Below are 26657 nucleotides of genomic sequence, written 5' to 3' on the forward strand. Positions count from 1 at the left end.
TTATAACAGGCTTTTATAGATACGAGGCAGGCTAATAATCACTTCTAACCCCCCTTCTTTACGATTGAACAAATATAGATCGCCATTATGTGCATGAATGATATTACGTGCAATACCAAGCCCTAAACCGTGGCCTTCTTTGTCATTGTGCAAACGTTTATAAGGCTGAAATATAGTGTCCATCTCACTTTCTGGAATACCCGGGCCGTCGTCTTGAATGATAATTTGTAACTCTTCAGCGCTGTCCATGACTTCAATATTGACGCGACCACCGTACTTGACCCCATTTAAAATCAAGTTCGATAAACAACGTTTCAATGCCAATGGTTTACCGCGAAAAGCATATAACCTGACGTCACTTATCTTGATTTTATCGGTTTGGTTTTCACTAATTTGCTCAAGCAATTTATTGATATCCACCGCTTGTATGTTTTCATGAATATCCGTTTCTTTGACACTTTGTAACGCGCCTTTAACGAGCATTTCTAAGTCATCAAGGTCTTGGTTAAAACTGTCTGTTTGTTTTTCATCATCCAACAATTCTGCACGTAAACGTAACCGTGTGATCGGGGTTTTTAAATCATGCGAGATTGAACGAAATAGCAACTCTCTATCTTGAATATAACGCTGTAATTTTTGTTGCATGCGATTAAAAGCACGCGTAGCGGCCACAATCTCTAGTGCACCTTCTTCCTGCAATGGCACTTGATCAAGGTCGATACTCATTTCAGACACAGCATTGGCTAAATTTTGTAGCGGTTTTGTTTGCCAATGAAAAAGCAGGTAAATAAACAATAACAGCAAGAAAGTGGTGAAGATAAGTGTCAGTACTTGTTGGGCAGAAATAATGGGATTATCAGAGAGTAAATAAGGAGGCGGTAAAATAGCGGCTAGGTATAACCATTCATTTTGTGCAATCTCAATCTGTAGCACTAATATCGGCGGTTTAGCCGTAGGAATGATCAGAGAATAAGCGCCCCATGAAGGCGGCAGATCCTTTAATAAAATGTCATTCTTTAATACGTGTAAGTCATCGGGTGCAGAGAACTCAATTTCTAAGTGTTGATCCTCAGTCAGTGAGTTAGATAATACCTTCGCGACGGTGTCAATCACTTGATCTTTGAGTTTACTATCTGCAATCGCATTAATATCAATTTTCTCGCTGTTCAGCGAGACAAAAAATCGACTCCCGCCCATACCGCGTAACTGCTCTAAAACAAGGTGACGATATTGCAGGGGTAAGTCTTTAAAAAAGGAGATGGTGCTTAATGCGCCTTCCGCAAGATGCTGTGCATTAAGAATCACTGATTTTTTTTCATTTTCAGTGAATTGATTTACCCAAAAAAAGCTACTTATCGCTTGTGCTGCGACGACGGATAAGATGGTCAGCAACAACATACGCGAAATAAGCGAACGAAAAAGTAGTTTAAAGTAGATCATTAATCTTCCGAGCGAATAGGCGCGATAAATAAATATCCCTTACCACGGACTGTTTTGATAATATTAGGCGCTTTTGCATCGTCCCCTAAATAATTACGTAAACGGCTGAGGTGCACATCAATCCCACGCTCATTAGCAAAGGCATCACGACCATGTAACGATTGGCAAATTTGATCACGCGAAATTGGCTTATCACCACTCTCTAAAAACAACATCAATAATTGAAAATCAGCACCGGTGAGCGGAAATACAGTGTTATTAGTGTCTAATAAAACATGTTGTTGTGTATCGAGTTTCCAATGAGCAAAACACAAATAACGTGATTTTTCCTTTTCTTTTATTTCTTGTTCGTCTTGGGCGACAAACAGTGTGCGTCGTAATAGAGCCTTAATGCGCGCTAGCAGTTCACGTGGGCTAAAAGGCTTAGCAATATAATCGTCAGCGCCTATTTCAAGACCCAACACCCTATCCATCTCATCGGAGTTTGCAGTCAACATAATAATAGGCACATTAGACGTTTGTCTGATGCGTTGGCATAATGTAAAACCATCATCTCCGGGTAACATCACATCTAAAATAATAAGATCTGGCTGATGACAGTCTAATTTTCTATCCATCTCAATACCATCTTCTGCGGTGATCACATCGAAGCTATTTTTAGTCAGGTATTGTGCTAATAATTCTCGAATGTCTTGATCATCATCAACGACTAATACTTGTTTTACATTACTCACAGCTACACCTTTTTATTATTGACTATTTAGGAGAAGAATAGCGAAACTATCGCTATTTGGGTAGAAATAAAAGCCGCAAATATCGACTCGGTAACAAGCGTTTAATTAATCTGCACAATATAAATTAAAGCCTTATATAACAACAGCTTGATAAAAATGTTGAACTTTTGCTAATTTTTACACTTGCCAGCAGTAAAAACGATGCTAAAATGCGCGCGTTTTAGTACTCAATTCAACCCATTTAGCTAACAAAATAGGAGCACAATATGATATTTCAATTAATAAACAAATTCCGTGTTCCTAAACCGTTATGTAGATCAATATTTAGTGCTATTCGCACTGAACCTTGAGCCCACAGCAACTTCCTAGTTAGACCTTTGAGCTTGTAAATCACCCGCTCACTCCACTATTTTAGTTCCATTTTATGGCAGCCCTTTAACTATTTAAGGATTCCGTTATGCAAAACGTTCTTAATCTTGCACCCGACACTGTATTGACTAATTATCAAGAAATTCCAGTGATTACTACACCCTATGATTTAGTACCTGATGAAGTATTACTCAGTCAGGAACATTATGAGTCAGAGGTGCGTTCGTATCCACGACGTATTCCCATCGCAATCAAAACAACGCGTGGCGTGATAGTAGAAGATACTAAAGGGCAAACTTACGTTGATTGTTTAGCTGGCGCCGGTGCTTTACCGCTAGGTTACAACCACAGCGAGATTAATCAGGTGATGATCACTCAACTTAATGAGGGTGTGCCTTACCAAACGTTAGATCTTACTACGCCAACAAAAGATGCCTTTATTAAAGCAGTGATGCAATTCTTACCGGCAAACTTTGCAAAAACAGCACGTATTCAATTTTGTGGCCCTTCGGGCGCAGATGCTGTTGAAGCCTCTATCAAGCTGGCAAAATTAGTGACTAAACGTAATACCATGGCCTCGTTCCACGGTGCTTATCACGGTATGACCAATGGTGCGTTAGCATTAACAGGTAGCTTAAGTGCTAAAGAACGCCGTACAGGTCTGATGTCTGACGTGCATTTCTTCCCTTTCCCTTATAGTTACCGATGCTCATTTGGTCTGGGTGGCGAAGAAGGTGCAGCACAAAGCATTCGTTACATCGAATCGGTATTATGTGATGATGAAAGTGGCATTACTAAACCCGCAGCGATTATTGTTGAACCTATTCAAGGTGAAGGTGGGGTTATTCCTGCACCTGTAAAATGGCTACAAGAATTACGTCGCATCACAACAGAACACGGAATCTTACTGATATTTGATGAAATCCAATGTGGTATTGGCCGTTCTGGTGATAACTTTGGTTTTGAAGCTGCAGGTATTGAACCTGATATTCTTGTGCTTTCAAAAGCCGTGGGTGGCGGTATGCCAATGTCATTGATTCTTTACCATGAGAAATTTGATTGCTGGAATGCGGGCGAGCACACAGGTACTTTCCGCGGTAATCAATTAGCGATGGCAAGTGGCGCAAAAACCTTAGAAATTATCAAACGTGATAATTTAACTGAGAATGCACGTTTACGTGGTGAGCAATTACGTCACGGTTTCGCTGAGTTACAGAAGCAATTCCCTCAGATTGGTGATATCCGTGGCCGTGGTTTGATGAATGCGATTGAAATCATTACACCTGAAGTAACTAATTCATTGGGTCAAGCAGAAGCGGATCCTGAGCTAGCAGCTAAAATTCAGCGTGCCGCATTAGAGCAGGGCTTAATCATCGAAAAAGGTGGCCGTAAAGGTGCGGTACTGCGCTTTTTACCACCACTTATTATCAGTGAAACACAGATTGATTTTGTTATTGCGACGCTTGCAACTGCTTTTACCCACGCGTTGGGTAACTAATCATGAGTCATGCACAATATTTTATGCATTTGGGCTGTAATAATCGTCCTTTTGAATATGCCGCTGATTTGACGCAAAAAAGTATTAACGCGTTATTTCAGCAGGCCACTAAGCCTTATTCGGGTCTTGCGCCTGAAGCGCTTAAAGCACAACTTGAAGCTGTAGATTTATCTAAAACAGAACCTCTGATTGATGTCATTTCGACGGTTAATCACTTAGTCGCTAAGAATTCTATATTGGTGCAGCATGCGCATACCCTAGCGCACTTGCATACTCCACCGTTGATTGCATCGGTGGTGGCAGAGCACTTTATTGCAGCCCTTAATCAATCAATGGACTCGTGGGATCAAGCCCCTGCTGCGACCTATGTTGAACAGATAATGGTTGATTGGTTATGTAAAACTTATCAGCTTGGTGAGCAGTCAGACGGTGTTTTCACCAGTGGCGGCACACAAAGTAACTTAATGGGTTTATTACTGGCACGTGATTGGTTTGCGCATAAACATTCAGGTCACAATATCCAGCAAGATGGTCTGCCAGAATACGGTCACAAATTACGTATTCTGTGTTCTGATAAAAGCCATTTTACAGTGCAAAAATCTGCGGCCTTAATGGGTCTTGGAGAGCGCTCAGTGGTTACTGTCAAAACCAACGTGCAAGGCCAAATAGATTGTCATGAATTACAACTAACGATTGATGCCTTAAAAGCGCAAGATCTGTTACCTATCGCAATTGTTGCGACAGCCGGTACAACAGACCATGGTGCAATTGATGACTTACAACAAGTCGTTGAAATAGCAAAAAACAGTGGTTGTTGGTCGCATATTGATGGCGCTTATGGCGGCGCGTTAATGCTCAGTAAAAAGCATAAGGCACGCCTACAAGGTATTGAATCTGCAGACAGTGTGAGCGTTGATTTTCATAAATTGTTCTATCAAACGATCAGTTGTGGCGCATTGCTTATCAAAAATAAAGCCAATTTTAATACCCTTTTACATCACGCGGATTACCTTAACCGTGAAGGTGACGAGTTGCCTAACTTAGTGGACAAAAGCATTGCGACCACTAAACGCTTCGATGCCTTAAAAATGTTCATGACATTAAAAGCAGTGGGTGCAGAAACGCTGGGGACTATGTATGACGACTTGCTTGCATTAACTGAACAAGTCGCTGATTTAGTGAAACAAAACAGTAAATTTGAACTGTGCTGTGAACCGCTATTATCAACGGTATTATTTCGTTTGAGTGAACAAGGAACCTTGACTGATAATGAATTTAATCAGCTTCACCAAACATTACGTTTACAGTTACTGACATCAGGCGATGCAGTGATTGCAGAGACCAAAGTGGATGGCAAACTGTTCTTAAAATTCACCTTGCTTAATCCTTGTTTAACGATTGAAGACTTTGATTCACTGTTTAATAAAATTGAATCAACGGCAACACAACTTATAACTCAAGTTAAAAACAAATCTCAGGAAGAAAAATAACATGTCTGTATTACAAATTGGCGCCGGTGGCGTTGGCTGGGTTATTGCCCATAAATGTGCTCAAAACAACGATGTTTTTGGTGATATTACAATTGCTTCACGTACTGTTTCTAAATGTGAAAAAATCATTACCTCTATCAAAGGGCGTAATAACCTAAAAGATACCAACAAAAAACTATCAGCAGTAAAAGTTGATGCCGACAGCGTTGAAGCATTGGTTGCACTTATCAATGAAGTAAAACCTGATCTGTTAATTAATGCTGGTCCTCCTTGGGTAAATGTAGCGATCATGGAAGCGTGTGTACAAACTAAAACCGCTTACCTTGATACATCAGTAGCAACTGATTTATGCAGCGAAGGCCAACAAGTACCTGAAGCTTATGATCCACAATGGGCCTTTGCAGATCGTTTCGTCGATGCAGGCATTACCGGTATTTTAGGTGCTGGTTTTGATCCCGGTGTAGTCAGTGTTTTTGCAACTTATGCACACAAACACTTGTTTGATGAAATCGATAGCATCGATGTAATGGATGTTAACGCGGGCGATCACGGCCAAAAGTTTGCAACAAACTTTGACCCAGAAACAAACATGTTAGAGATTCAAGGTGACTCGTTCTACTTTGAAGATAAAAAATGGCATCAAGTACCGTGCCATAGCCGCATGATGGAATTTGATTTCCCGGTAGTAGGCAAACAAAAAGTTTACTCAATGGCACACGATGAAGTACGTTCTATGGCGGAATACTTACCAGCAAAACGTATCGAATTCTGGATGGGGTTCTCTGATAGTTACCTTAACTACTTCAATGTTATGCGTGATATCGGCCTATTAAGTCCAAATCCAATTACTACAGTTGATGGCATTACCGTTGAACCGCTTAAAGTATTAAAAGCGATTCTTCCAGATCCAACATCACTGGCTTCTGGTTACACAGGTAAAACCTGTATCGGTACTTGGGTGCGTGGTCAAAAAGATGGCGTACAAAAAAGTGTCTTTATCTACAATATTTGCGACCATAAAGAAGCGTATATTGAAGTTGAACATCAAGCTATCTCTTACACAACAGGCGTTCCTGCCATCACAGCGGCACTTTTATACTTCCAAGGTAAATGGAGCAATAAAGGGTTGTACAATGTTGAACAGTTAAACCCTGATCACTTCCTTGAATTGATGCCTCGCATCGGTTTAACATGGCAAGTACAAGAGTTAGACGCTTAGCACTAAGCTAGAAAGCAGATAACCAATTCAAGGGGCATATTGCCCCTTTTTTATATCTTAAAGTTGCAAGGCCGAGTAAAAAATGAATACCGATAACCTACAAACCCCCTACTTCCTAATTGATGAAACAAAACTGATTGAGAACCTTGAGAAAGCAAAACTGCTCAAGGAGCTTTCTGGTGCAAAGTTGGTATTAGCACTTAAATGTTTCTCTACCTTTGGCACCTTCGAAACCATTAAACCGTACCTTGATGGCACCACAAGCTCTGGCCCTTACGAAGTAAAATTAGGTTATGAAGAGTTTGGCGGGGAAACACACGCTTACAGCGTAGGTTATTCAAAAGCAGATATTGAAGCGGTTAAAGGGATGTCTGATAAAATCATCTTCAATTCATTATCTCAACTTGATACCCATTTTGATGCTTGTCATCCACATGCTTCACTGGGTTTACGCATTAATCCAGAGCGCAGTATGGCAGGACAAGATCTTGCTAATCCAACACGTCCTTATTCACGATTAGGTGTGAAACAGGATTTATTGGATAAGTCGGTATTAGATAAAGTGGAAGGTTTTATGTTTCACATGAATTGTGAAAATAAAGATGTTGATGCTTTTATCGCTATTTTAGAGCATATCTCAACGACTTTTTCAGAGTATTTAACAACGCTAAAATGGCTTAGTTTAGGCGGGGGTATCTTTTTTACTTATCCTGATTATCCAATTGAGAAATTAGCAGCTGCATTAAAAGCATTCAGCGAGAAACATGATATTCAACTTTACTTAGAGCCCGGTGAAGCAATCATTACCCGCACCGCAGATTTAGTAGTCAGTGTGATCGATATTGTTGAAAATGACAAAAAAACAGCCATTGTAGACAGCGCAACGGAAGCACATCGTTTAGATACCTTAATTTACGATGAGCCAGCTTCAATACGTGAAGCCTCAGCATCAGGTAAATTCCCTTATGTGATTGGCTCTTGCTCATGTTTAGCGGGAGATCAATTCTGTGAAACACAATTTGAAGCACCACTTGAAATTGGCCAGAAGTTACATCTGATGGACAGCGCCGGATATACCATGGTAAAGCTAAATTGGTTTAATGGTTTGAAGATGCCAAGTATTTATTATCAACGTGTATCAGGTGATATTGAGTTACTCAATGAATTTGCTTACCAAGATTTTAAAGCAACACTAGGCAAAAGAACTTAAGAAATTTTGCAAACAGTAACGGCAGTATTCCTGCCGTAATATACCAATCTGATTAAGTATGTGATGTAAATTTTGCGCACTAAAAATGGCTTTGCTCAAGGCAAAAGTTGATGCAAATGGTTGTTCCCTTTGCGAAACGTTTAACGAAGAGATAAGTTATTTTAACAAGTAAAATAGATCAGATATTTATTCCGATTGGTATTAGTCCTCATCAGAGAAAGACTTCACCACAAAGCAATTACACCCTTGGTATTTTGCCTCATAAAGCGCCGCGTCAGCCTCTCTCAGTATGTCATTAATTGAAAGGGTATAATCAACAACATCGCTTGGTTTTATAACCACTGCGCCAAAACTAAGCGTAATATGCTTGGCGGTGACTGAACTCGGGTGTGGTAGAGCGAAGTCTTGCATCACTTTTATAATGTGATTTAATTTTTTATATAAATCTTCATTACTCATCTCGCCAAATAATAGCGTGAATTCTTCTCCTCCATAACGGGCACAAACATCACTGTTTCGTTGGCATTGTTGGTTTAACACCCTAGCCACTTCGACTAAAGCAATATCCCCCTCTAAATGCCCTAGTGAATCGTTATAAAGTTTAAAGTAATCAATGTCAGCCATCACAACAACAAAGCCAATTTCATTACGAATACATAACTTTTGATGTACTTCCAGAGCGTTCATTAATCCACGGCGATTCAATACTCTTGTTAATGGGTCGGTATTTTCCTGTTTTGATAACTCGTCTTTTTGTTGTTGCACGATTAACATCAGATCATTAACATTTTGAGAGACCGTCGCCAGTTCCCTCACTTCATACAGACTATCTAATGGGCAGTACCTTCGTGTGCTATCGCGCTCTTTTATATCAGCAGCTAATTTCTTTACGGGTTTAATAATAGTAATTGATACAAGGCGGTACACGAGATAAATCAATAAACTAATGAGTACGATAAAGATGAAGCTTTGCTCATTAATTAAGCTCGGTACTTCGCCAACACTATGTTCCAATCTTAAGACTGTAACAACGCTACCAGCGACATCGCGTAAAAGCATATCGCTATACGGCTTCACTTTTATATTGTTAGATTTTTCATTCCAATTACGTAACGTAGAAAGCATTTTTTCTGTTGGAATGGGCTGATAAGTAATGTTCGTTAGCGTGTTCTTAGATAAACCTTCAACAAATTCTTTTTCTAATAATTGCACCATGATTAAAAAACCACGATTTTCCCCCTCAATATCGGAATCTCTAATTTGAGTCGTGCTAAACATCGCCGGGCCATGTTGTGTATTAATAAATCCAGATTTTTTAGGCGCGCCATGTTCGGTGGTCGGTGTTGGCAGTAGCGTTAAATTATTAGCATTCTTTTCAAAGTCATAAAATGAAAAGGTTATATCTGCTATTTGAGAGCGATGATAACCTTTGGCTAACAGAGGTTTTAAATGTTCGTCTAAATAAAAAACACCATCAATCTTCAAACTGATGAAGGTGTTTTCATGATATTTTCTTCGATATAACTTGGATCGTTTGAGCGCATAAAATCATAACTTGATGTCCATACTGCATAATCAAAATTGATCCTTGCTAGAATTTCAAGTTTATCTGAGATATTAAAAGTAAGAATATCAAGCTCTCTTTCTGATAATTTAGCAATGCTTTGTTCTAATTTTGGTAACTCAATATAATAGCGATAGCTGAATACCGATGTGGTAAACAAAATAAACAGAAAAGTCAGTAAACGTAACTGTAATTGATTAAATGTAATTACTTTTGTCATCAAGTTGCCTTGTGGAAGTACTCGCTAGTCACTTGAATTATCGAGAGTATTGCCAAAAGAGTAGACCAAAACAGGCGTTAATGTTGATTCAAGGTAGGTCAGCTAGGAAATGTAAGGCGTTGATCACTTAATAAAGCGTGAGCGAATAATTAAAAGGAATACACAACTAAAATTATCCTCATAATGATCATTATCACTATTTAAAAAAACGTTCTCACGCTACAATTTCTATTACTTGTTCAATAAGACAGAGAGCCATCGATGCAAGACAGAACGTTAGATATTAATCCACAATGGTTACAACGTCTCACCGAAGAGCCAGATAAAAAACGACTGCTTGATAAACGATCTCCTTTTCAGCGAGATAAAGCGCGCGTATTACATTCAGCCGCTTTTCGACGCCTGCAGTCTAAAACACAAATTCATAATAATGGCCTCAGTGATTTTTATCGTACCCGTTTAACACACTCGCTTGAGGTCGCTCAAATAGGCTCGGGTATTGTTGCGCATCTTTCATTAACACAGCCTGAATTTAAAACGCTACTGCCAAGTAATAACCTTATTGAAGCCATCTGTTTAAGTCATGATATTGGCCACCCGCCTTTTGGTCACGGTGGTGAAACCGCGCTTAATTATATGATGATTAAAAACGGCGGTTTTGAAGGCAACGGGCAAACATTCCGAATTTTAACCCAACTTGAACCCTACACAGAATTTAACGGCATGAACTTAACACGCCGTAGTTTATTAGGTTTATTAAAGTATCCCGTGTGTCTCAGTGAGCTTAGTGGCCCTTACCCTGAAGATACCAGTCGTAACTTTCGTCAATTAAAGACAGAAGAATGGATGCCCGGCAAAGGGATTTATGACCATGATCGCGCCTACCTTGATTCCGTACTAACCCCATTGTGTGCTGCTGATATCGCACTTTTTCAGACATTACGCGAGCAAACTGCAACGGATAAAAGCCATAAAAAATCGCGCTATAAATCCTTTGACTGCTCTATTATGGAGATTGCCGATGATATTGCTTATGGCGTACATGATTTAGAAGATGCTATTGCAATGGGTATAGTGAGCAAAACGCTTTGGCAAGAAAAAGTAGCCACACAATTATCTGAAGTTGAAAATTTCTGCTTGGGCGAGCAATTAACAGAGCTCACTAACAACCTATTTTCACCACAACACTTTAAACGTAAAGATGCCATTGGCGCCTTAGTAAATGCACTGATCACTTCTATTAAGATTGATATTGCTGAAGATGCTTTTGTTGATCCGTTACTCGCTTATAACGCATATTTAGCGCCAGCGATGTTTACGGTATTAGAAATATTAAAAAGCTTTGTTTTAAACTATGTGATTAAAAGCCCTGACTTACAAATATTAGAATATCGTGGCCAGCAAATTGTGATGGAGCTCTTTGAAGCCTTTAACGCGGGACCATTACGCTTTTTACCCGTGCAAGTTAAAGAAGTTTATAAACAACAAACGGATAGTTCACGCCAAAAACGCGTGATTGCAGATTATATCTCTAGCCTCACCGATAATCATGCTTTGCGTTTACACGCGAGTTTATTCAGCAGTAATCAAACCAGTCCGATGATTGGCGAGCATGCCTTTTGATGGGGGCTTATTAAGAAGGTAATAAAAAGAAAGAAGGTAGTAAAAAAAGTGATATACAAATTTGTATATCACTTGATGAGAAACTGAATATTTATCGCATTCGTATTCACTTCTCAGCTATCCAAAGGTCAGTGCCAGTTGGGTTATAAACCTTTGGGTCTAACATTGCAGCTGGCTAACGAGACAGGATACTCTCTATCAATACAAATGCTTTGTGCGTAGTCTGCAATCTCTTGCTCTGAAATGGTTGGCGTAATATTGAAATTTCGATCCCCCCTTTTCCACTGACTAAGATAACCTAAACGCTGTAGCTGATGAATAATTTCGTCTGCTACATTTAACGCAGAAGAAGCTTTTACAATCTCACAACGCGCGTAATGTTGCCCAACAAATGACACTCCCGCGGCACGTAAGTCTGCATTATCTCCGGGAATTTGTTGTGCACCAAAAAGAGGCTTAGAGCTAACTGTTGCGACACTTGAAAACTCAGGAATAAAACGACTCAGATGATCAATCGCGCTCTGACTACGTGAGGTTATTTCCTCAACCGGCCAGCCTTTATCTATTTTATCGGTAAATTTATTAGGCAGTTTTGGCTGCGCACTGTTATCCGCACTTTCGACCAAACCATTATCAAATAAAGTGATCGATTCAGTCATGCCATGTAGTTGAAAGTAACCATCGGGATAAGGTGTAAACTGTGCCATTCCTTCTGGCGTACCACGATCGCCAAAAAAGATAAGCTCAGGCCAAATAGTTGAGCATCCCGGCCACTGCGTTACATAAGCGGCTTTAAATTCAACTAAGCGCTGTCGACCAAAACCTAACATATCATCCACTAAACCACTTCTAAAACCAGCAGCATTGATTAAAAAATCAAAGTTTTCGCTACAATTTTTTCCATCACGTTGATAGTCAACTTGCCAACTGTCCGTTAATGATTGAACAGCATCAACTTTACTATTAGTAAATAAAGCACAGTTAGGCATTTTTTGTAGCGCCAGTTCAGCACTGGCAGCTAAACGAAATAGATTAACGCCGTACTCTTGCACCATAATGATAGGAAACTTCAGCTGCGTTAAGTCAACATGATGGGCGACGGGAATCATCCATTCAATCAATGAGCTTGGCTTTTCTACAATTTCTCTGCTTTTTAACGCTTCGACTTGCGCCAACGTAAATAACTCAAAATATTGCTCTGGCGCGCCTAATACCTGATTGTTTGCATCTAACTCGATTAAACGTTGGTATTCAGCTTGTAGCGTTTTTAAACGAGGGATTAAATCTTGCGGCGTGCCTTTATCGTTTTGTGGAACAGCAACCACCGTAGGACGGTAATCAATAGCGTAAGGGTACAAACGCAACAGATCAATCGATTCACGTAATAGTGTTAAGCACTCAGCGACAGGAATCTCACGATAAAGATTACCACCGGCATGCAAATGACAAATTGGAGGACCATTCACTAAGGTTGGCCCTTTTTCAATCAGCGTCACATCTAAGCCTAGTTCGCCTAGGCAGAGAGCAGCCGTTGCCCCCGCAATACCACCACCAATGATAGCAATGCGTGCATTTTTTTGATTTGATTGAATCTCAGCGTTCATAGATGATTAATCCACTAAGTCATACTGGTTAGTAACGGCAAAAGTAGCAACGATATCTGCAAAGTCAGAAAACACAACATCCGGCTTGTGCTCACCAATATCTTCTCCGTAGTTATAACCATAAGTCAGACCAATACTTTGCATATGGGCTGCATTAGCGGCTAATATGTCATTTTTTGAATCCCCTACCATGACACATTGATCAACCGTCACACCGAGTTTTTCACACACGTGTAATAACGGTAATGGTGAAGGTTTACGTTCAGGAAGACTATCGCCACCCAAGCATAATTCAAATAGACCCGTCAGCTCTAAACCAACAAGAATAGGATCGATAAAATCAAAAGGTTTGTTAGTCACAATAATTAAACGGTAACCCTGCGCTTTAAGAATTTTTAATGTAGAGCGTACGTTTTTGTACAATACCGTATCAACACAAAGATTTTTTGCGTAGAAAGTCAGGAATATGTCTAACGCTTTTTCAAAGAGCTCAGGATCGATGTTTTCATCGTAATCCGCTTTCCCACAAAGTCCACGTTTTACAATGACTTGTGCGCCATTACCGACCCATGAACGGATTAAATCATCACTAAAGGTATCGCGACCTAAGGTGGTTAACATATGGTTAATCGCTAAAGCTAAATCGGGTGCGCTATCGATGAGTGTGCCATCAAGATCAAATAAGATGACCTGCTTATTATTGAATTTCAAATGAGTAACCTTTAGCTGTAATTTATACCCGTCACCATTCAAGTTGCAAAGTTCAGCAAGTGATGAGGTGAACAGATTTTAGGCAGGAAGTTGAAGGTCTAACTAGTTCAATCAATACTTCCTAACAACGAAGGTGTTTGCCTCATCGCTTGCCCTACGGGTCGCTAGCTCGGAAACCAATTCTGCGTTGCAACATTTGATAAGGGCTAGCCATTAAAGAATGAAAGTATTTTATTTCATTCTACCGATAGAGAATTAACGTAGTTAATTGCTCGAAAGGTCATCATGTTGCGTCTTGCCTTGGTACCCGAGCTAGCGACTGAATAAAGCACCTTGATTGGTAACGGGTATATGTATATGTATAACGAGGTATCTATCTTACCTAAATAACTAGCCTTTTTCTACAAAACAAAGTGTCCATAACTCATTGATATAAATAAATATTTTTAAATATAAATCACACTTTTTTTGTAAGGATTGTAGAGATTCTGTTTGAGGTGGGGTAAGTGCTGAATAATAGTGGCTTATCAGCGTTTCAGAATGGCTTTTACTGAAGCCGTTAATGCAATTACAAAAGGCGAGATCATAAGCTGGGCAGGCGATAACCGCATATTCCCAATCAAGAATATAATAGCGACTTCCCTTTCCCTGTAAGACATTATTCAGCGACAAATCACCATGGCATAATGTGTTATTTTCACTGCTTTTATCAAGTTGATCAGCCAGTGCAAGCATCGCTTGAAAACGCTGTCCATCAATAGCCATATCTAGCTGTTTTTTGAGTCTGTTTAACTCAAAAGCGAGTCGTTGTTTTGGGGCATGTAATGCGGGCAGTTGATGTATGCGCATCAGCTGCTGAGCTAATATTTCAAATCGGTTTTCACTGTTAGCCGGTAACAATTCAGCGCGGATATATTGCTGTAATTTATAGCTGGCATTATGCGCTAATACCGTCGGTGTTAACGCATGTTCACTGGCGAGCTTCTGGACTAAAAGCTCAGCCTGGCGATCTTCGTCACTGCGCGCATCACGATTCAAGCGTTTAAAAACAAACTGTTTATGCGCATCGTTAGTAATTAAAAAAACGTCGTTGGTGAGTGCATGCGTAAATTGCTCTACAGCAATAACATCACCAACACATTGATTATTGAGCCAGACTAATTCGCTATTAGATAACAATTGTTGTGCCTCTTGTTGACACTGATGTTACTTCGACCCAGTGTAATATCCCCAAATCGCTCATCCCTAATTGATTATAAAGGATGATTTATAATCAATTACTTATAACGGATTACTTATAACGGATTACTTATGACCTATTACTTCGCTATCCAGGGAGTAATACGTGCAACGGCAAAGGGAAATTCTTTACTTAAGTCTGTAGTGCTTAATATTTTATTACCCACTAGCACATCACCGTTACTCGCCAATTGGTAACCATTAGGTAGCACAACATCAGCGCTTAAAGGCGTGACTAATTTAAAACGTAAACCAGAAAATTCTGGCAAGAAATATTTACCGACCATGCCTGCATTTTTGCGTAAAACGCCTTCAAGCTCAATGCTAATATTCACCAATTTTTCAAAAGGTAGCGCGCTTAATTCAGACTCTTTAGCCATTAACGTTACCTGTAAGGCGCAGGCCTCATTATTGACTGTTTGTACTTCAATCATTGCGCCGTCTTTACGGTGTTGATCTGAATAGAAAGGCATTAATTTACCCTGCTTTTCAAATTCTACTGGCTCTCTTTTATCATCAACAACAATTTCAGCTTGTTTAATAAAGCATTGCTTGCCCGTTGATGGCTCAACCAAATAGAAGCTGGTTGCTACATATTGATAGTCGAGCTTGTACATGGTTTTCATATAACCAAAAAATAGTGAATAATTGAGTTTTAGTGGAGAAGCCATAACATTTTGACTGATCAAAACAGATAAAACTAAGATTAAAATACGCATATTAGGCCTCAAACTCTGAACTGTTTTTAGTGTGACTACTTTTATTGTTGCCACTATCATTTGTATCATCACCTGAATCATTATCATCATCGTCAGAATCGTCATCGTCTGAATCATCATTTTCATCTTTAGGTGTCTCTGTAGCAACAACACCCACACCACACATTTGACGATAAACGATACCCATGACATTAAAATAGAACGGGATAAACAAAAACAACCCTAAGCCAGAGGGTAATAAGGCAATAAAACCGAGTAAACCTAAGAGCATAAACAGGAATGTAAATTGACGAAGATTTTTATTAATCAATTTAAAAGACAGTTTAATCGATAACTGTGGGGCAATTTTCTTTTCTGCAATTAAAGGATAAACCATGCAAAAAGCCATATTCAGATAAAGCATCACAATAATAGACAGCTGCAGGCCAATATCACCAAACAGTTGGCTCAGTAAAACACTCAAGGCATAAACAATAATATTGATAATGACACTAGCCAGCGCAAGTTTTAAGATGATATTGAAATAACTAAACAAGTCACTTGAACGACTTTTTATCCCGACTGAATGGTTAATGCCCATCATCTGCAGGCCGGTCACTAAAGGCGTCACAATAAAAGAGCTAAAAATGAAGTTAATAATGGTTTGATTCGCATCACTTAAACCAGAAAGCGCTTCATAACTCATTGTATAAATGAGTGTAACAATCGCAATAGTGATGATACAGGCAACGATTAAAGGCAGAAAATTAGTGCGGGTAATAGCAAAAGCATCTTTAAAGAGTTGTTTGAAATCGAGTGTATAACCTTCAGTTAATGATTTTTTAAGATCACCACCGAGTACAAAATGAGTTTTGTTCATAACAAGCAAAAGGCCTTAATAAGAAAAGACCTTTATTGTAACGACTTTTAATGTTTATGCTAATGATTTAGTTGGCAATAAAGCGCTCACTAGACGTGGAACAATCTCTGTTGCTTTGCCCAGTTGAATTTTATCAAAATGACTTTGTATTTCACTGCCTTCAAGGTTTACCTCAATAGAATAAGCGCCAACACTTTTTGCTTCTTCAACAAACCCTGCTGCAGGATAAACCGTGCCCGAAGTACCAATGGCAATAAACAAGTCTGCTTGAGAAAGGTGGTGATAAATAATATCTAAACCGAGCGGCATTTCGCCAAACCAAACAATATGAGGGCGTAAATTTGAAGGATACTGGCAACAGTGACAAAGATCATTGATATCCATGTCATTCATCCAGGTAATGACTTGATTGGTATTAGGACAACGTGCTTTTAATAATTCGCCATGCATGTGAATGACGTTTTTTGAACCCGCTTGCTCATGCAGATCATCGATATTTTGTGTGACTAATAAAAATTCACCATTGAACTCTTTTTCAAGCTCAGCTAATGCGTAATGAGCAGCATTAGGTTCAATATCTTCTGAACAAAAATCACTGCGTCGTTTATTATAAAAATCGTGCACTAAAGTAGGATCTTTTTTATAGCCCGCTAACGTAGCAACATCTTCTAGTCTGTACTTTTCCCATAAGCCATTTTTATCTCTAAAGGTATTGATACCGGACTCCGCAGAAACACCTGCGCCTGTTAGTACAACGATTCTTTTATATTGATTTAAAGACAAAGGTGTCTCCTTACGGAAATGTTAAAAGATCTTATAAAACAACACTAATTGTACGGAAATAAGGAAAAAAAGATGCGTGGCAGTTCATAAAAAAAAGGCAAAAAAAAAGCCGCAATGCGACTTTTTTAACAATTTATAAATTTAACAAAAAGATCACCCTTTTTGTGGGGTATTTGGTAAATTTTCTTCCACCAACTCTTTCAGCTTTTGCCCCGCTCTGAACGTTACAACGCGTCTTGCTGCGATAGGAATGTCTTCACCCGTCTTGGGGTTACGCCCAGGGCGCTCACTTTTATCCTTCAGTTCAAAACCACCAAAACCCGAGATTTTAACAGGATCTCCACTGGCTAATGTTGCTTTAACTTCTTCAAAAAAAGACTCAACAAACTCTTTTGCATCGCGTTTGCTAAGACCTACCTCTTGTGATAAATGTGCAGCTATTTCAGCTTTAGTCAGTGCCATAAAATTATTCTCTCAAAGATGCATTAAACTCCGTAGAAACTGCTTCAACAATAGCATTTACACTATCTGCAATTTCCTGCTCTTCCAAAGTGCGCGTCGTATCTTGTAATATCAAACCTATTGCTAAGCTCTTGCTACCTTCGATAACGCCTTGCCCTTCATATACGTCAAATAAGTTTAAGCCAACTAATTGAGTTCCGCCAATTTTTTCTATAAATTTTAATACCTTACCTGCGTCAACGCTTTTTTCTACTACAAAAGCTAAGTCACGATGGTTCGCTGGGAACTTAGAAATATCGCCAGCTTGCGGTAATTGACGCGTACTGATCGCGTCTAATTGTACTTCGAATACAATTGGCGTGCCTTTAATTGCAAAGGGTTTAACATGGTTTGGATGCAATGCACCGATGAAACCAATGTTTTGACCATTACGGTAGATACCCGCTGATTGTCCTGGGTGTAGTGCAGTGTGTGTTTCAGGTTTAAACTCGAAACTAACACCATCAACACACAAATCTAATACACTTTCTAAATCTGCTTTAAGGTCGAAGAAATCAACATTACGCGATTCAATATCCCAGTGTTGCTCATTTAAATGGCCAATAATAACGCCAGATAACATCGCTTGTTGATTAATGCCGTTTTCAGACGCTTCATCTTTAACAAAACGTAATCCCGTTTCAAACAAACGAATACGTGCTTGCTGACGTTTTTGGTTTTTAGAAACACACTCTAATAAACCTGTCCACAAACTCACACGCATAGCTGACATATCTTTAGAGATAGGATGCGGTAAAATAAGCGCATCAGCTTCAGGGTGTAGTTTCAGCTGTTTGTCAGGGTCCACAAAGCTATAAGTAATGGCTTCGTTAAATTCACGGTTCACTAATACATCGCGTACTTTTGACAACTTAAGCGCAGCTTCGTTATGCAAAGGCATGGTTAACGCAGCTTGTGGTGCGATGTTAGGGATATTGTTATAACCGTAAACACGTGCCACTTCTTCGATTAAGTCTTCTTCAATTTCCATGTCGAAACGGTACGTCGGTGCAACAACAGTCCAGCTGTTGTCTGCAACAGTCACTTCACAGCCTAACAATGTTAGAATTTCAGTCACACGTGCATCTTCAACAACATGACCAATTAAACGGTCTAATTTAGTACGTTTTAATGTGATTGTTGCTTGAATCGGTAAGTTTGCTTCACTAAGTGCTTCAGTGATTGGGCCAACTTGACCGCCACAAATATCAACAAGCAACTGCGTTGCACGTTCCATTGCTTTTGCTTGTAATACAGGGTCAACACCACGCTCATAACGATGAGAAGCATCAGTATGTAAACCGTAGCTACGTGCACGACCTGCAATTGCAAGTGGCGCAAAAAATGCACTTTCTAGGAATATGTCAGTCGTTTCTGCTTGTACACCAGAATCTTGACCGCCAAAGATACCGGCCATTGCTAATGCTTTAGATTGATCAGCGATAACAAGCGTATCTGCGTTCAATTTAACTTCTTTACCATCAAGTAAGGTTAATTTTTCATCTTGTTCAGCAAGACGTACTTCAATCGCACCGTCTAATTTTGCAAGATCAAAAGCGTGCATTGGGTGGCCAAATTCAAGCAATACGTATTGTGTAATATCAACAACCGCATCAACACTGCGCACGCCACAACGGCGTAGCTTTTCAACCATCCAAAGTGGTGTTGCTACATCTTGGTTAATGCCTTTAATAACACGGCCAAGGTAACGAGGACAGGCTTCAACAGCTTGTAAGTTAATTGCAACTTGATCATCAATTGATACAGCCACGTTTTCCCACGTTGGCTCTGTAGCTGAAATAGCGTTTAATACGCCCACTTCACGAGCAAGACCTGCAATGCCTAAGCAATCAGCACGGTTAGCCGTTAAATCAACATCAATCGTTACATCGTCAAGTTGTAAGTATTCACGTACACATTGACCAATTGGCGCGTCTAATGGTAATTCAAGAATACCTTCTGCGCTTTCTGCCATGCCAAGTTCTGATTCACTACACAACATACCAAATGATGGCTGGCCACGTAGTTTTGCTTCTTTAATTTTAAAGTCGCCAGGTAATACTGCGCCTACAACAGCAACCGCTACTTTCAAACCTAAACGACAGTTTTTAGCGCCACAAACGATATCAACTAATTCATCTTCGCCGATGTTAATTTTTGTTACTTGTAGTTTATCTGCATCAGGATGTTGGCCACACTCAACCACTTCACCAACTAATACTTTTGTAAACTCACCCGCTACTGCTTCAACGTCGTCTACTTCTAGACCGGCCATTGTAATTTGGTGTTGTAATGCTTCTGAACTGATTTCTGGGTTAACCCATTCGCGTAACCAAGCTTCACTAAATTTCATTATTTTTAAACCTTATTTGAATTGCTTGAGGAAACGAAGATCGTTTTCAAAGAAAGAACGTAAATCATTTACGCCATAACGCAGCATTGTTAAACGCTCGATACCAATACCGAAAGCAAAACCTGAATATTTCTCTGGATCAACACCCATTGCTTTTAATACTGTTGGGTGAACCATGCCACAGCCAAGAATCTCTAACCAACCGTTTTTGCCTTTAACGTCCACTTCAGCAGAAGGTTCTGTGAATGGGAAATAAGATGGGCGGAAACGGACTTCTAAATCTTCTTCAAAGAAGTTATGCAAGAAATCGTTCAGAATACCTTTAAGTTGCGCAAAACTGACGTTTTCAGCAATCATCAAGCCTTCAACTTGGTGAAACATTGGTGTGTGCGTTTGATCGTAATCGTTACGGTAAACACGGCCCGGGGAGATAATACGTACTGGAGGCTCTTGATTTTCCATGGTACGGATTTGTACACCTGATGTTTGTGTACGTAATACTAAATCTGGGTTGAAGTAGAAAGTATCGTGATCAGCACGCGCAGGATGATGTGGCGGAATGTTTAACGCATCAAAGTTATGGTAACCATCTTCAATTTCAGGACCATCTTTCACTTCAAAACCAAGCTCACTAAAGAACTCAACAATGCGCTCAGTAGTGCGTGTAACAGGATGAATGTTACCTAATGATGCGCCACGACCAGGTAGCGTTACATCGATAGTTTCTTCAGCCAATTTAGCATTAAGCACAGCAGCTTCAAAAGCTTGCTTACGCGCTACTAATACTGCTTGAATAGCTTGCTTTGCTTTGTTGATCATTTGACCCGCAGCAGGTTTCTCAGCAGGAGGTAGTTTACCTAGTCCTTTCATCTGCTCAGTCATCAATCCTTTTTTACCTAAATACTGTAAACGGATCTCTTCTAGCTCGTTACCATCAACGGCGTTTTCTATCTGTTGTTGCGCATTAGCAACGATTTCATCAAGGTGCAGCATTAGTTTCATCTCGAAATTACGTAAAAAATAGGACGCAATTTTACGCAAATCAGAGAGATAAGGCTAGTACTGTTGTGGTGGAATAGCGGAAAAGCGTCAAAAAGAGGCGTTTATTTCGCCTCTTCACCCAAAGGCGCGGCTATGTGGCGATTGATTATGTTGCAGATTATTGGTTTCTGGCATTTTAATGCACTAGCGTGTTCAGTTATTAACGTGAATTTGGTATCAACTACACGGCTTGCCATTGTTGTTCAATTAACAGCGTTTCACCTTGATAAATTCGTCCAATGAAAACATCACCCGCTAATACAACACCTACACCTTTAGGTGTACCGGTCATTAAAATATCGCCATCTAAAAAACTCATAAACGTACTGACTTCTTGAAGTATCTCAGCAGGTTTGTGAATCATTAAATCGTAATTAGCATGTTGAATCAGTTTATTATTGATCAAAAGTTGCATTGATAGTGTTTCTACAGCATCAGAAAAAGGAACAAAATCACTAAATACAGCCGATTTATCAAAGGCTTTAGCACGTTCCCATGGCAACCCTTTACTTTTCAGCTTTGCTTGCACACCACGTTTAGTGAGATCTAAACCTATGCCAACAGCAGTGATTTGATTGTTTTCAATAACCAATGAGATTTCCGCTTCATAATGTATGGTTTCGTTATTATCACTGACTAGTTGGCTATCAATCGCAGAGTTAGGTTTAACAAAAATAACCGCCTGATCAGGCATTTCATTATTAAGTTCTTTAATATGTTCGACATAATTTCGACCAATACAAACGATTTTAGACGGATAACTTTTTTTTCCAGCGATATTAATTGAATTCATGCAGGTCTCGTTTCTGTTTAATTTAATTTAATAAATAGCAACAAACTCTAGGGCAATAACAAACCCGCTGTCAGTCGCTTGAACACAGCTCACATCGGCATCTGCATTTAGCGCAGGAAAATGCGCATCTTGATCATCAAAACGCACAGCGATTTCATCGTGTAATTTTAAATGCTTCTCAGGCAGGTAAATCGACATGCCTTCAGTGTTTACATCTTTGCAATCCACTGTTTGATCATGTCCATTATGGGTAATCTTCACTTGAGAGGTAAAACGAAGACGTTCAAAAGTACGCCTTTCTTGCTGATTTAATAACACAAATACTCCTGCTAACAATGGCTCTAATAGCAAGTTATCGGCAGAAGTATTTAAAAATGAAGCAGATTTACAAAATAGGTAAAACGCGGTTTCGCCCTAATCTTTTCGCTTCGTAAAGAAACTCATCCGCACGGGTAATAAAGTTGTGTAACGAATCTCCCTGTTGGAACTCAACGACCCCTAAAGAGATAGTGACATTATTTATTTTTTCACCGGTGCGTTTATCTTTCAAGGTGAGTTTTTCGATGACTTTACGTATGCTTTCAGCAAAATGACGTGCGATACGTAATTTGCTTTTAGGGATTAAAATAGCAAATTCTTCACCACCAAATCGATAAGCACTGGCGCCATTACGCATACTATCGTTTAATTTTCGCCCTACCGCTTTTAATACCTGATCCCCCAATAAATGGCCCCATTGATCATTAAAGTTTTTAAAGTGATCAATATCCGCTAAAACCAAACATAAACCTTGGTTGTTTTTTTCCAAATAAGCGGAAAGTTCGGTATCAAAGGCATGGCGGTTGAGTAGGCCTGTGAGTGAATCATATAACGCCAGTTTTTGGCTTTTTTCTAGCTGTGCTTTTAATGACGCGATTTCGCCTTTTGCATTTTCTAAGCTTTTGCTAAAAAAAGCCGTTGAACGATGCATGTTTTTTGAATCACCCTGAAGTTTTTTGACTAAGCCAATCACCTCTTCTACCGATAATCCTTCCTGCTCAACACTATTAATGTCATCAAACGTTTTTTCAAATGCTTTCTGAAAAGTATTAGTATCTTTATGGGTATCAATTAAGGATTTATCTAATTGAATAAGCATTTTATCGATGCTGGTTCTTAATTCCAAGGTTTCAGAGTCAGTTTTGCTTGCCACAAAATCACGATAAAGTGACTCCGCTTGAATAGGCGGACAAATATCATTATTTGCCATTAAATCATTCAGTTGTTCGTTTAATTCAGGTAATTCATCGGACACGTAAGTATACCAGAGGGCATAATTAACGGGTGTGGTAGGTACTTTATATTTCATCATCAACGGCAAGGCTTTCTTGAGATTTGCCGCTGATTTCATTAATAAACTGCTGTTCATTTCACTCCCTACAAACTTTATCGTCTAACACTAAGCTATTAGCATAGCGTGAATAAAATAGCTTTGTGCATTTTTTTGAATATTCATTGATCTTTGCACCGATAGCCCCATTTACAAGCTCAGCTAAAGTGCGTAATCTGCGCGTTCAAAGAAAAGTCCCTGCTTATCTACAAAATTTATTCACTAAGGTATTCCAGTGCTCGCTAAAAAAACACATAACCTACAAACAATATTAACTTTTATTGTGCCTTCATTAATTGGCTTATTGCTATTTATGATGCCCATTAGCTTTCAAGGTAATATTACGATACCGATCGCAATCATTGCTAAAACACTGCAAAGTTTACTCGGCGATACCCTACCCCTTATTGTTACTTGTATTGTCTTATTTACGGCGGTCATTACTTCGCTGCATAAACTGTTTAAGTTTAATATCATCAAAAACAATGAATTCTTTAATGATTTGATCGATGTTTCACCCGTGTGGTTTGTTATTCGTTTGTTAGGCGCTATTTTTATCAGCTTGACTTACTTGGCTATCGGGCCTGAAATGATTTACTCGGGCAATACCGGTGCGTTAGTGCTTAACGATCTTTTACCGGTGCTATTTTGTGTCTTTACCTTTGCCGGTTTATTACTGCCTTTATTACTTAATTTTGGCCTACTAGAATTATTTGGTACTTTATTAACCAAAGTGATGCGTCCTATTTTCAACTTACCAGGACGAAGCGCGATTGATTGTATGGCTTCATGGTTGGGTGATGGTAGTGTCGGTATTTTGATGACCAGCAAACAATACGAAGCTAAGTTTTACACGCAACGTGAAGCAGCTGTTATTGGTACCACCTTCTCTGCAGTTTCAATCACTTTCTCGTTAGTGGTTATTTCACAGGTTCAACTTGAACACCTCTTTTTACCTTTCTACCTAGCAGTTTGTTTAGCCGGTGTGGTTGCAGCGATTATCGTGCCTAAATTACCCCCTTTATGCTGGAAAAAAGACAATTACATTGATGGCACAGAACGCCTGACTAACAATGAATTAACACCCGCAGGTCACAATATTTTTTCTTGGGGACTTGAACAAGCGTTGGTAAAAGCATCCGATAGCACAGGTTTTAAAAACACCTTTAAAGATGGCATAAAAAATGTCATCGATATGGTATTTGGCGTATTACCCGTGGTGATGGCAATGGGTACAATTGCATTAATCATTGCAGAGTACACTCCTGTATTCGCTTACCTCGGTTACCCGTTTATTCCGTTATTAGAATTATTACAAATTCCAGAAGCGGCTGCAGCGTCACAAACTATCGTAGTTGGTTTTGCAGATATGTTTATCCCGTCTATTCTTGCTGCCTCTATTGAATCAGACATGACTCGTTTTATTATTGCAGCTATGTCAGTAACACAGCTTATTTACATGAGTGAAGTGGGCGCCTTATTATTAGGCAGTAAAATACCCGTTAATGTGGTTGAACTGTTTGTTATCTTTATTTTACGAACGTTAGTGACCTTGCCTGTTATTGCAGGTGTCGCACATCTTATTTTTTAAGGAATAAAACATGGATATCGCTATATATCTACACGCGATGACGGCACTGTTTGTTATTATTGACCCGATTGGCGCAGCCTTGATATTTAACTCTTTAGTGGGTAATGGAGATAAAAAATATCGTTATATAATGGCGACTAAAGCGATTATTATTAGTGGTTTAACGCTAATATTGTTTGGTAATTATGGGGAAGCGCTATTTTCGCATTTGGGCATTAATATCAACTCATTGCGCATTTCAGGGGGACTATTACTGTTCTTCACTGCATTTCAAATGATTACCTCTGACATGAGCTTTAGTAGTAAAGGAGAGCAGACTGATATTTCTGTTTTTCCGATGTCTATCCCGCTATTAGCAGGACCGGGCACACTGACACTGGCACTTCTGTTGTTCTCTCAGACAACAGAAACAGCCGGTATCATGGCCGTTTCTGCCGCTATTATTAGTACGCTATTATTAACCTTTGTTTTAATGTTGGTATCCAAACACCTTAAAAAAGTGATTGGGAAAACCGGTGATGAAATTTTGAAACGCTTTCTAGGCGTAATATTAGCAGCACTTGCTATTCAATTTATTTACGATGGTATTCGCAACCTAATGGCATAAACGCTATAAGCTATTAGCATAAAAAGTAACGTTAACCTGCTAATCGTTAACGTTACTTTTGAATTTTCTCTCTCGTTCCCACGCTCTGCGTGGTAATGCATAACCACCACAAGTAACTCGCACAAATAACTACCACAATTTACAAATATCAATCAGCCCGCCTTCATTTTCATCATTACGGGCACTGGAATAACGCCAATAAGTCGCTTGATCAACATATCCACGCTTAACCGGATTTTGATGAATATAATCTATCTTTTGTCGCATCATCTCCTCAGATTGGATAATTTCAGGATGTACCCCCTCCTGCCAAAATTGATAAGCGCAATCACCTTTTATGCGCTTTTTTATAAAAAGCTAACTGATCTAAAATCGTTTTTACATGATGTGTTGTTAAACATGCAATTAACTGTTTCGCGGTACATACCCATGTTACTTCAAGATGCTTTGTCAGGCACAAGCTCGATAACCAGAGCAAGGCACAACATGAGGTAACCTATCGAACGTTAACTACGTGAACCTTCTAACGGTAGGATTAAAAAAAAGACTTTAATCCATTATTGTTATTCACTTTTCAATTGTTGTAACGCAGGGCTGCCATGGTTGAATAATAAGCGAGCTTGCGCCCCGTAGGGCAAGGTAACTTGCGCCAATCTACGTCGTTATAAAATTTCGACTTAGAATGACTAGGCTTCAATTTTATGCCTAGTATATCAGCACCATTTTCCTTGCTGACTTTGCATATTGAAGTAGCATGGGTATCTAATTTTAATCGTGCTAAGTCTTTTCCTAATTGATCACTTTGAGCAACAAGATGGAGATGATTTTCAAGAATAACGTAAGCATGGACGTTTAATCCCTCTGCCATGAGAAAGCGTAACGAATTTAAAATAATATCAACCGTCTGTGGACGTGTAAAAACAGGTATCCAATGCAATACCGTTAATGTGAAAAAATGAGGTGCATCTTGTTGTATTATTTTATATCGGCTTCTTCTATAAAGGACGGGCTCCGCTTTTCCCCAAAATCATGTAGCGAACGACACTCATGGGGATAGAAAAGCTTGCCACCTAGTGACAAACACTAAGCTTTAAGGGAAAATGTAATAAATGAAACAGAG

General features: G+C 39.3%; 24 protein-coding genes and 1 pseudogene. 7 read left to right on the forward strand and 18 right to left on the reverse strand.

Annotated features, from left to right (window positions below):
- Together CXF74_RS04055 and CXF74_RS04060 are read right to left on the reverse strand one after the other, a co-directional pair.
- Positions 1-1440 carry an ATP-binding protein gene (locus CXF74_RS04055; protein WP_101081126.1) on the reverse strand — a complete coding sequence of 480 codons (1440 nt, stop codon included), beginning with the start codon at positions 1438-1440 and terminating at the stop codon, positions 1-3.
- Positions 1440-2174 carry a response regulator gene (locus CXF74_RS04060; protein ID WP_101081127.1) on the reverse strand — a complete coding sequence of 245 codons (735 nt, stop codon included), beginning with the start codon at positions 2172-2174 and terminating at the stop codon, positions 1440-1442. The genes CXF74_RS04055 and CXF74_RS04060 overlap by 1 nt, the downstream gene beginning before the upstream one ends.
- 457 nt (positions 2175-2631) lie before the next feature.
- On the opposite strand from CXF74_RS04060, the gene CXF74_RS22120 reads away from it, so the two are divergent.
- The 4 genes from CXF74_RS22120 to nspC all read left to right on the forward strand — a co-directional run bounded on the left by CXF74_RS22120 (position 2632) and on the right by nspC (position 7960).
- Entirely contained in the window at positions 2632-4041 is a 1410-nt protein-coding gene (locus CXF74_RS22120; RefSeq protein WP_198552770.1) for a diaminobutyrate--2-oxoglutarate transaminase family protein, read from the forward strand.
- Positions 4042-4043: 2 nt separating this feature from the next.
- Complete coding sequence (locus tag CXF74_RS22125; protein WP_198552771.1) at positions 4044-5531, forward strand: pyridoxal phosphate-dependent decarboxylase family protein; 1488 nt, start codon at positions 4044-4046, stop codon at positions 5529-5531.
- A gap of 1 nt (position 5532) precedes the next feature.
- Positions 5533-6750, forward strand: coding sequence for a carboxynorspermidine synthase (locus CXF74_RS04070; RefSeq protein ID WP_101081128.1), 1218 nt, complete (start codon positions 5533-5535; stop codon positions 6748-6750).
- A gap of 82 nt (positions 6751-6832) precedes the next feature.
- Positions 6833-7960 (forward strand): carboxynorspermidine decarboxylase, encoded by a 1128-nt coding sequence (gene nspC / locus CXF74_RS04075; protein WP_101081129.1) that lies wholly within the window; start codon positions 6833-6835, stop codon positions 7958-7960.
- A gap of 201 nt (positions 7961-8161) precedes the next feature.
- Here the strand turns inward: nspC and CXF74_RS04080 are convergent, their stop codons facing one another.
- Both CXF74_RS04080 and CXF74_RS23075 read right to left on the reverse strand, forming a co-directional pair.
- Entirely contained in the window at positions 8162-9175 is a 1014-nt protein-coding gene (locus CXF74_RS04080) for a GGDEF domain-containing protein (protein WP_442965912.1), read from the reverse strand.
- Positions 9167-9744: pseudogene (locus CXF74_RS23075) on the reverse strand (CHASE4 domain-containing protein); the annotation flags it as partial. The gene CXF74_RS04080 and the pseudogene CXF74_RS23075, both read right to left, overlap by 9 nt.
- 261 nt (positions 9745-10005) lie before the next feature.
- Between CXF74_RS23075 and CXF74_RS04090 the strand changes: the two are divergent.
- Positions 10006-11367, forward strand: a complete 1362-nt coding sequence (locus tag CXF74_RS04090; protein ID WP_101081132.1) for an anti-phage deoxyguanosine triphosphatase — start codon at positions 10006-10008, stop codon at positions 11365-11367.
- A 143-nt stretch (positions 11368-11510) separates the two neighbouring features.
- On the opposite strand, the gene CXF74_RS04095 is transcribed toward CXF74_RS04090, so the two are convergent.
- The 12 genes from CXF74_RS04095 to CXF74_RS04150 form a co-directional block, all read right to left on the reverse strand.
- The gene (locus tag CXF74_RS04095; protein WP_101081133.1) at positions 11511-12971 is read right to left on the reverse strand and encodes an FAD-dependent oxidoreductase; all 1461 of its coding nucleotides are present in this window, start codon (positions 12969-12971) and stop codon (positions 11511-11513) included.
- A 6-nt stretch (positions 12972-12977) separates the two neighbouring features.
- On the reverse strand, positions 12978-13682 hold the full coding sequence (locus tag CXF74_RS04100; protein WP_101081134.1) for a phosphoglycolate phosphatase: 705 nt from the start codon (positions 13680-13682) through the stop codon (positions 12978-12980).
- 390 nt (positions 13683-14072) lie between these two features.
- Positions 14073-14861, reverse strand: coding sequence for a phosphotransferase (locus CXF74_RS04105; RefSeq protein ID WP_101081135.1), 789 nt, complete (start codon positions 14859-14861; stop codon positions 14073-14075).
- A gap of 140 nt (positions 14862-15001) precedes the next feature.
- Positions 15002-15640, reverse strand: a complete 639-nt coding sequence (locus CXF74_RS04110) for a DUF2987 domain-containing protein (protein WP_232772433.1) — start codon at positions 15638-15640, stop codon at positions 15002-15004.
- A 1-nt stretch (position 15641) separates the two neighbouring features.
- The gene (locus CXF74_RS04115; protein ID WP_198552772.1) at positions 15642-16499 is read right to left on the reverse strand and encodes a hypothetical protein; all 858 of its coding nucleotides are present in this window, start codon (positions 16497-16499) and stop codon (positions 15642-15644) included.
- Positions 16500-16553: 54 nt separating this feature from the next.
- A complete protein-coding gene (gene cobB / locus CXF74_RS04120; RefSeq protein WP_101081136.1) occupies positions 16554-17282 on the reverse strand; it encodes a Sir2 family NAD+-dependent deacetylase in 729 nt (242 codons plus the stop codon).
- A gap of 153 nt (positions 17283-17435) precedes the next feature.
- The gene (locus CXF74_RS04125; protein WP_101081137.1) at positions 17436-17744 is read right to left on the reverse strand and encodes an integration host factor subunit alpha; all 309 of its coding nucleotides are present in this window, start codon (positions 17742-17744) and stop codon (positions 17436-17438) included.
- Positions 17745-17748: 4 nt separating this feature from the next.
- The gene (gene pheT / locus CXF74_RS04130; RefSeq protein ID WP_101081138.1) at positions 17749-20136 is read right to left on the reverse strand and encodes a phenylalanine--tRNA ligase subunit beta; all 2388 of its coding nucleotides are present in this window, start codon (positions 20134-20136) and stop codon (positions 17749-17751) included.
- Positions 20137-20148: 12 nt separating this feature from the next.
- Positions 20149-21129, reverse strand: coding sequence for a phenylalanine--tRNA ligase subunit alpha (gene pheS / locus CXF74_RS04135; protein WP_101081139.1), 981 nt, complete (start codon positions 21127-21129; stop codon positions 20149-20151).
- A 229-nt stretch (positions 21130-21358) separates the two neighbouring features.
- Positions 21359-21970 (reverse strand): fumarylacetoacetate hydrolase family protein, encoded by a 612-nt coding sequence (locus CXF74_RS04140; RefSeq protein WP_101081140.1) that lies wholly within the window; start codon positions 21968-21970, stop codon positions 21359-21361.
- Positions 21971-21997: 27 nt separating this feature from the next.
- Positions 21998-22288, reverse strand: coding sequence for a PilZ domain-containing protein (locus tag CXF74_RS04145; protein ID WP_157822326.1), 291 nt, complete (start codon positions 22286-22288; stop codon positions 21998-22000).
- A 67-nt stretch (positions 22289-22355) separates the two neighbouring features.
- Positions 22356-23378, reverse strand: coding sequence for a GGDEF domain-containing protein (locus tag CXF74_RS04150; RefSeq protein ID WP_101081142.1), 1023 nt, complete (start codon positions 23376-23378; stop codon positions 22356-22358).
- A gap of 196 nt (positions 23379-23574) precedes the next feature.
- Here CXF74_RS04150 and CXF74_RS04155 point away from each other — a divergent pair, with 196 nt between their 5' ends.
- Together CXF74_RS04155 and CXF74_RS04160 are read left to right on the forward strand one after the other, a co-directional pair.
- Positions 23575-24930 carry a YjiH family protein gene (locus tag CXF74_RS04155; protein ID WP_101081143.1) on the forward strand — a complete coding sequence of 452 codons (1356 nt, stop codon included), beginning with the start codon at positions 23575-23577 and terminating at the stop codon, positions 24928-24930.
- 10 nt (positions 24931-24940) lie between these two features.
- Positions 24941-25537 (forward strand): MarC family protein, encoded by a 597-nt coding sequence (locus CXF74_RS04160; RefSeq protein ID WP_101081144.1) that lies wholly within the window; start codon positions 24941-24943, stop codon positions 25535-25537.
- Between the two features lie 129 nt (positions 25538-25666).
- Here CXF74_RS04160 and CXF74_RS22130 read toward each other — a convergent pair whose 3' ends face one another.
- Together CXF74_RS22130 and CXF74_RS22135 are read right to left on the reverse strand one after the other, a co-directional pair.
- Positions 25667-25807, reverse strand: a complete 141-nt coding sequence (locus CXF74_RS22130) for a hypothetical protein (protein WP_232772434.1) — start codon at positions 25805-25807, stop codon at positions 25667-25669.
- A gap of 304 nt (positions 25808-26111) precedes the next feature.
- Complete coding sequence (locus CXF74_RS22135; RefSeq protein WP_198552774.1) at positions 26112-26474, reverse strand: hypothetical protein; 363 nt, start codon at positions 26472-26474, stop codon at positions 26112-26114.
- Positions 26475-26657: the final 183 nt, after the last annotated feature.

Origin of the sequence: Psychromonas sp. Urea-02u-13, from assembly GCF_002835995.1 — a bacterium.
GTDB lineage: Bacteria > Pseudomonadota > Gammaproteobacteria > Enterobacterales > Psychromonadaceae > Psychromonas.

Coding starts and splice junctions, on each gene's coding strand:
- CXF74_RS04055 (WP_101081126.1), bottom strand. CDS start 1,440: ATGATCTACTTTAAACTACTTTTTCGTTCGCTTATTTCGCGTATGTTG.
- CXF74_RS22120 (WP_198552770.1), top strand. CDS start 2,632: ATGCAAAACGTTCTTAATCTTGCACCCGACACTGTATTGACTAATTAT.
- CXF74_RS22125 (WP_198552771.1), top strand. CDS start 4,044: ATGAGTCATGCACAATATTTTATGCATTTGGGCTGTAATAATCGTCCT.
- CXF74_RS04070 (WP_101081128.1), top strand. CDS start 5,533: ATGTCTGTATTACAAATTGGCGCCGGTGGCGTTGGCTGGGTTATTGCC.
- nspC (WP_101081129.1), top strand. CDS start 6,833: ATGAATACCGATAACCTACAAACCCCCTACTTCCTAATTGATGAAACA.
- CXF74_RS04080 (WP_442965912.1), bottom strand. CDS start 9,175: ATGGTGCAATTATTAGAAAAAGAATTTGTTGAAGGTTTATCTAAGAAC.
- CXF74_RS04090 (WP_101081132.1), top strand. CDS start 10,006: ATGCAAGACAGAACGTTAGATATTAATCCACAATGGTTACAACGTCTC.
- CXF74_RS04095 (WP_101081133.1), bottom strand. CDS start 12,971: ATGAACGCTGAGATTCAATCAAATCAAAAAAATGCACGCATTGCTATC.
- CXF74_RS04110 (WP_232772433.1), bottom strand. CDS start 15,640: ATGCGTATTTTAATCTTAGTTTTATCTGTTTTGATCAGTCAAAATGTT.
- CXF74_RS04115 (WP_198552772.1), bottom strand. CDS start 16,499: ATGAACAAAACTCATTTTGTACTCGGTGGTGATCTTAAAAAATCATTA.
- CXF74_RS04125 (WP_101081137.1), bottom strand. CDS start 17,744: ATGGCACTGACTAAAGCTGAAATAGCTGCACATTTATCACAAGAGGTA.
- pheT (WP_101081138.1), bottom strand. CDS start 20,136: ATGAAATTTAGTGAAGCTTGGTTACGCGAATGGGTTAACCCAGAAATC.
- pheS (WP_101081139.1), bottom strand. CDS start 21,129: ATGCTGCACCTTGATGAAATCGTTGCTAATGCGCAACAACAGATAGAA.
- CXF74_RS04140 (WP_101081140.1), bottom strand. CDS start 21,970: ATGAATTCAATTAATATCGCTGGAAAAAAAAGTTATCCGTCTAAAATC.
- CXF74_RS04150 (WP_101081142.1), bottom strand. CDS start 23,378: ATGAACAGCAGTTTATTAATGAAATCAGCGGCAAATCTCAAGAAAGCC.
- CXF74_RS04160 (WP_101081144.1), top strand. CDS start 24,941: ATGGATATCGCTATATATCTACACGCGATGACGGCACTGTTTGTTATT.
- CXF74_RS22130 (WP_232772434.1), bottom strand. CDS start 25,807: ATGATGCGACAAAAGATAGATTATATTCATCAAAATCCGGTTAAGCGT.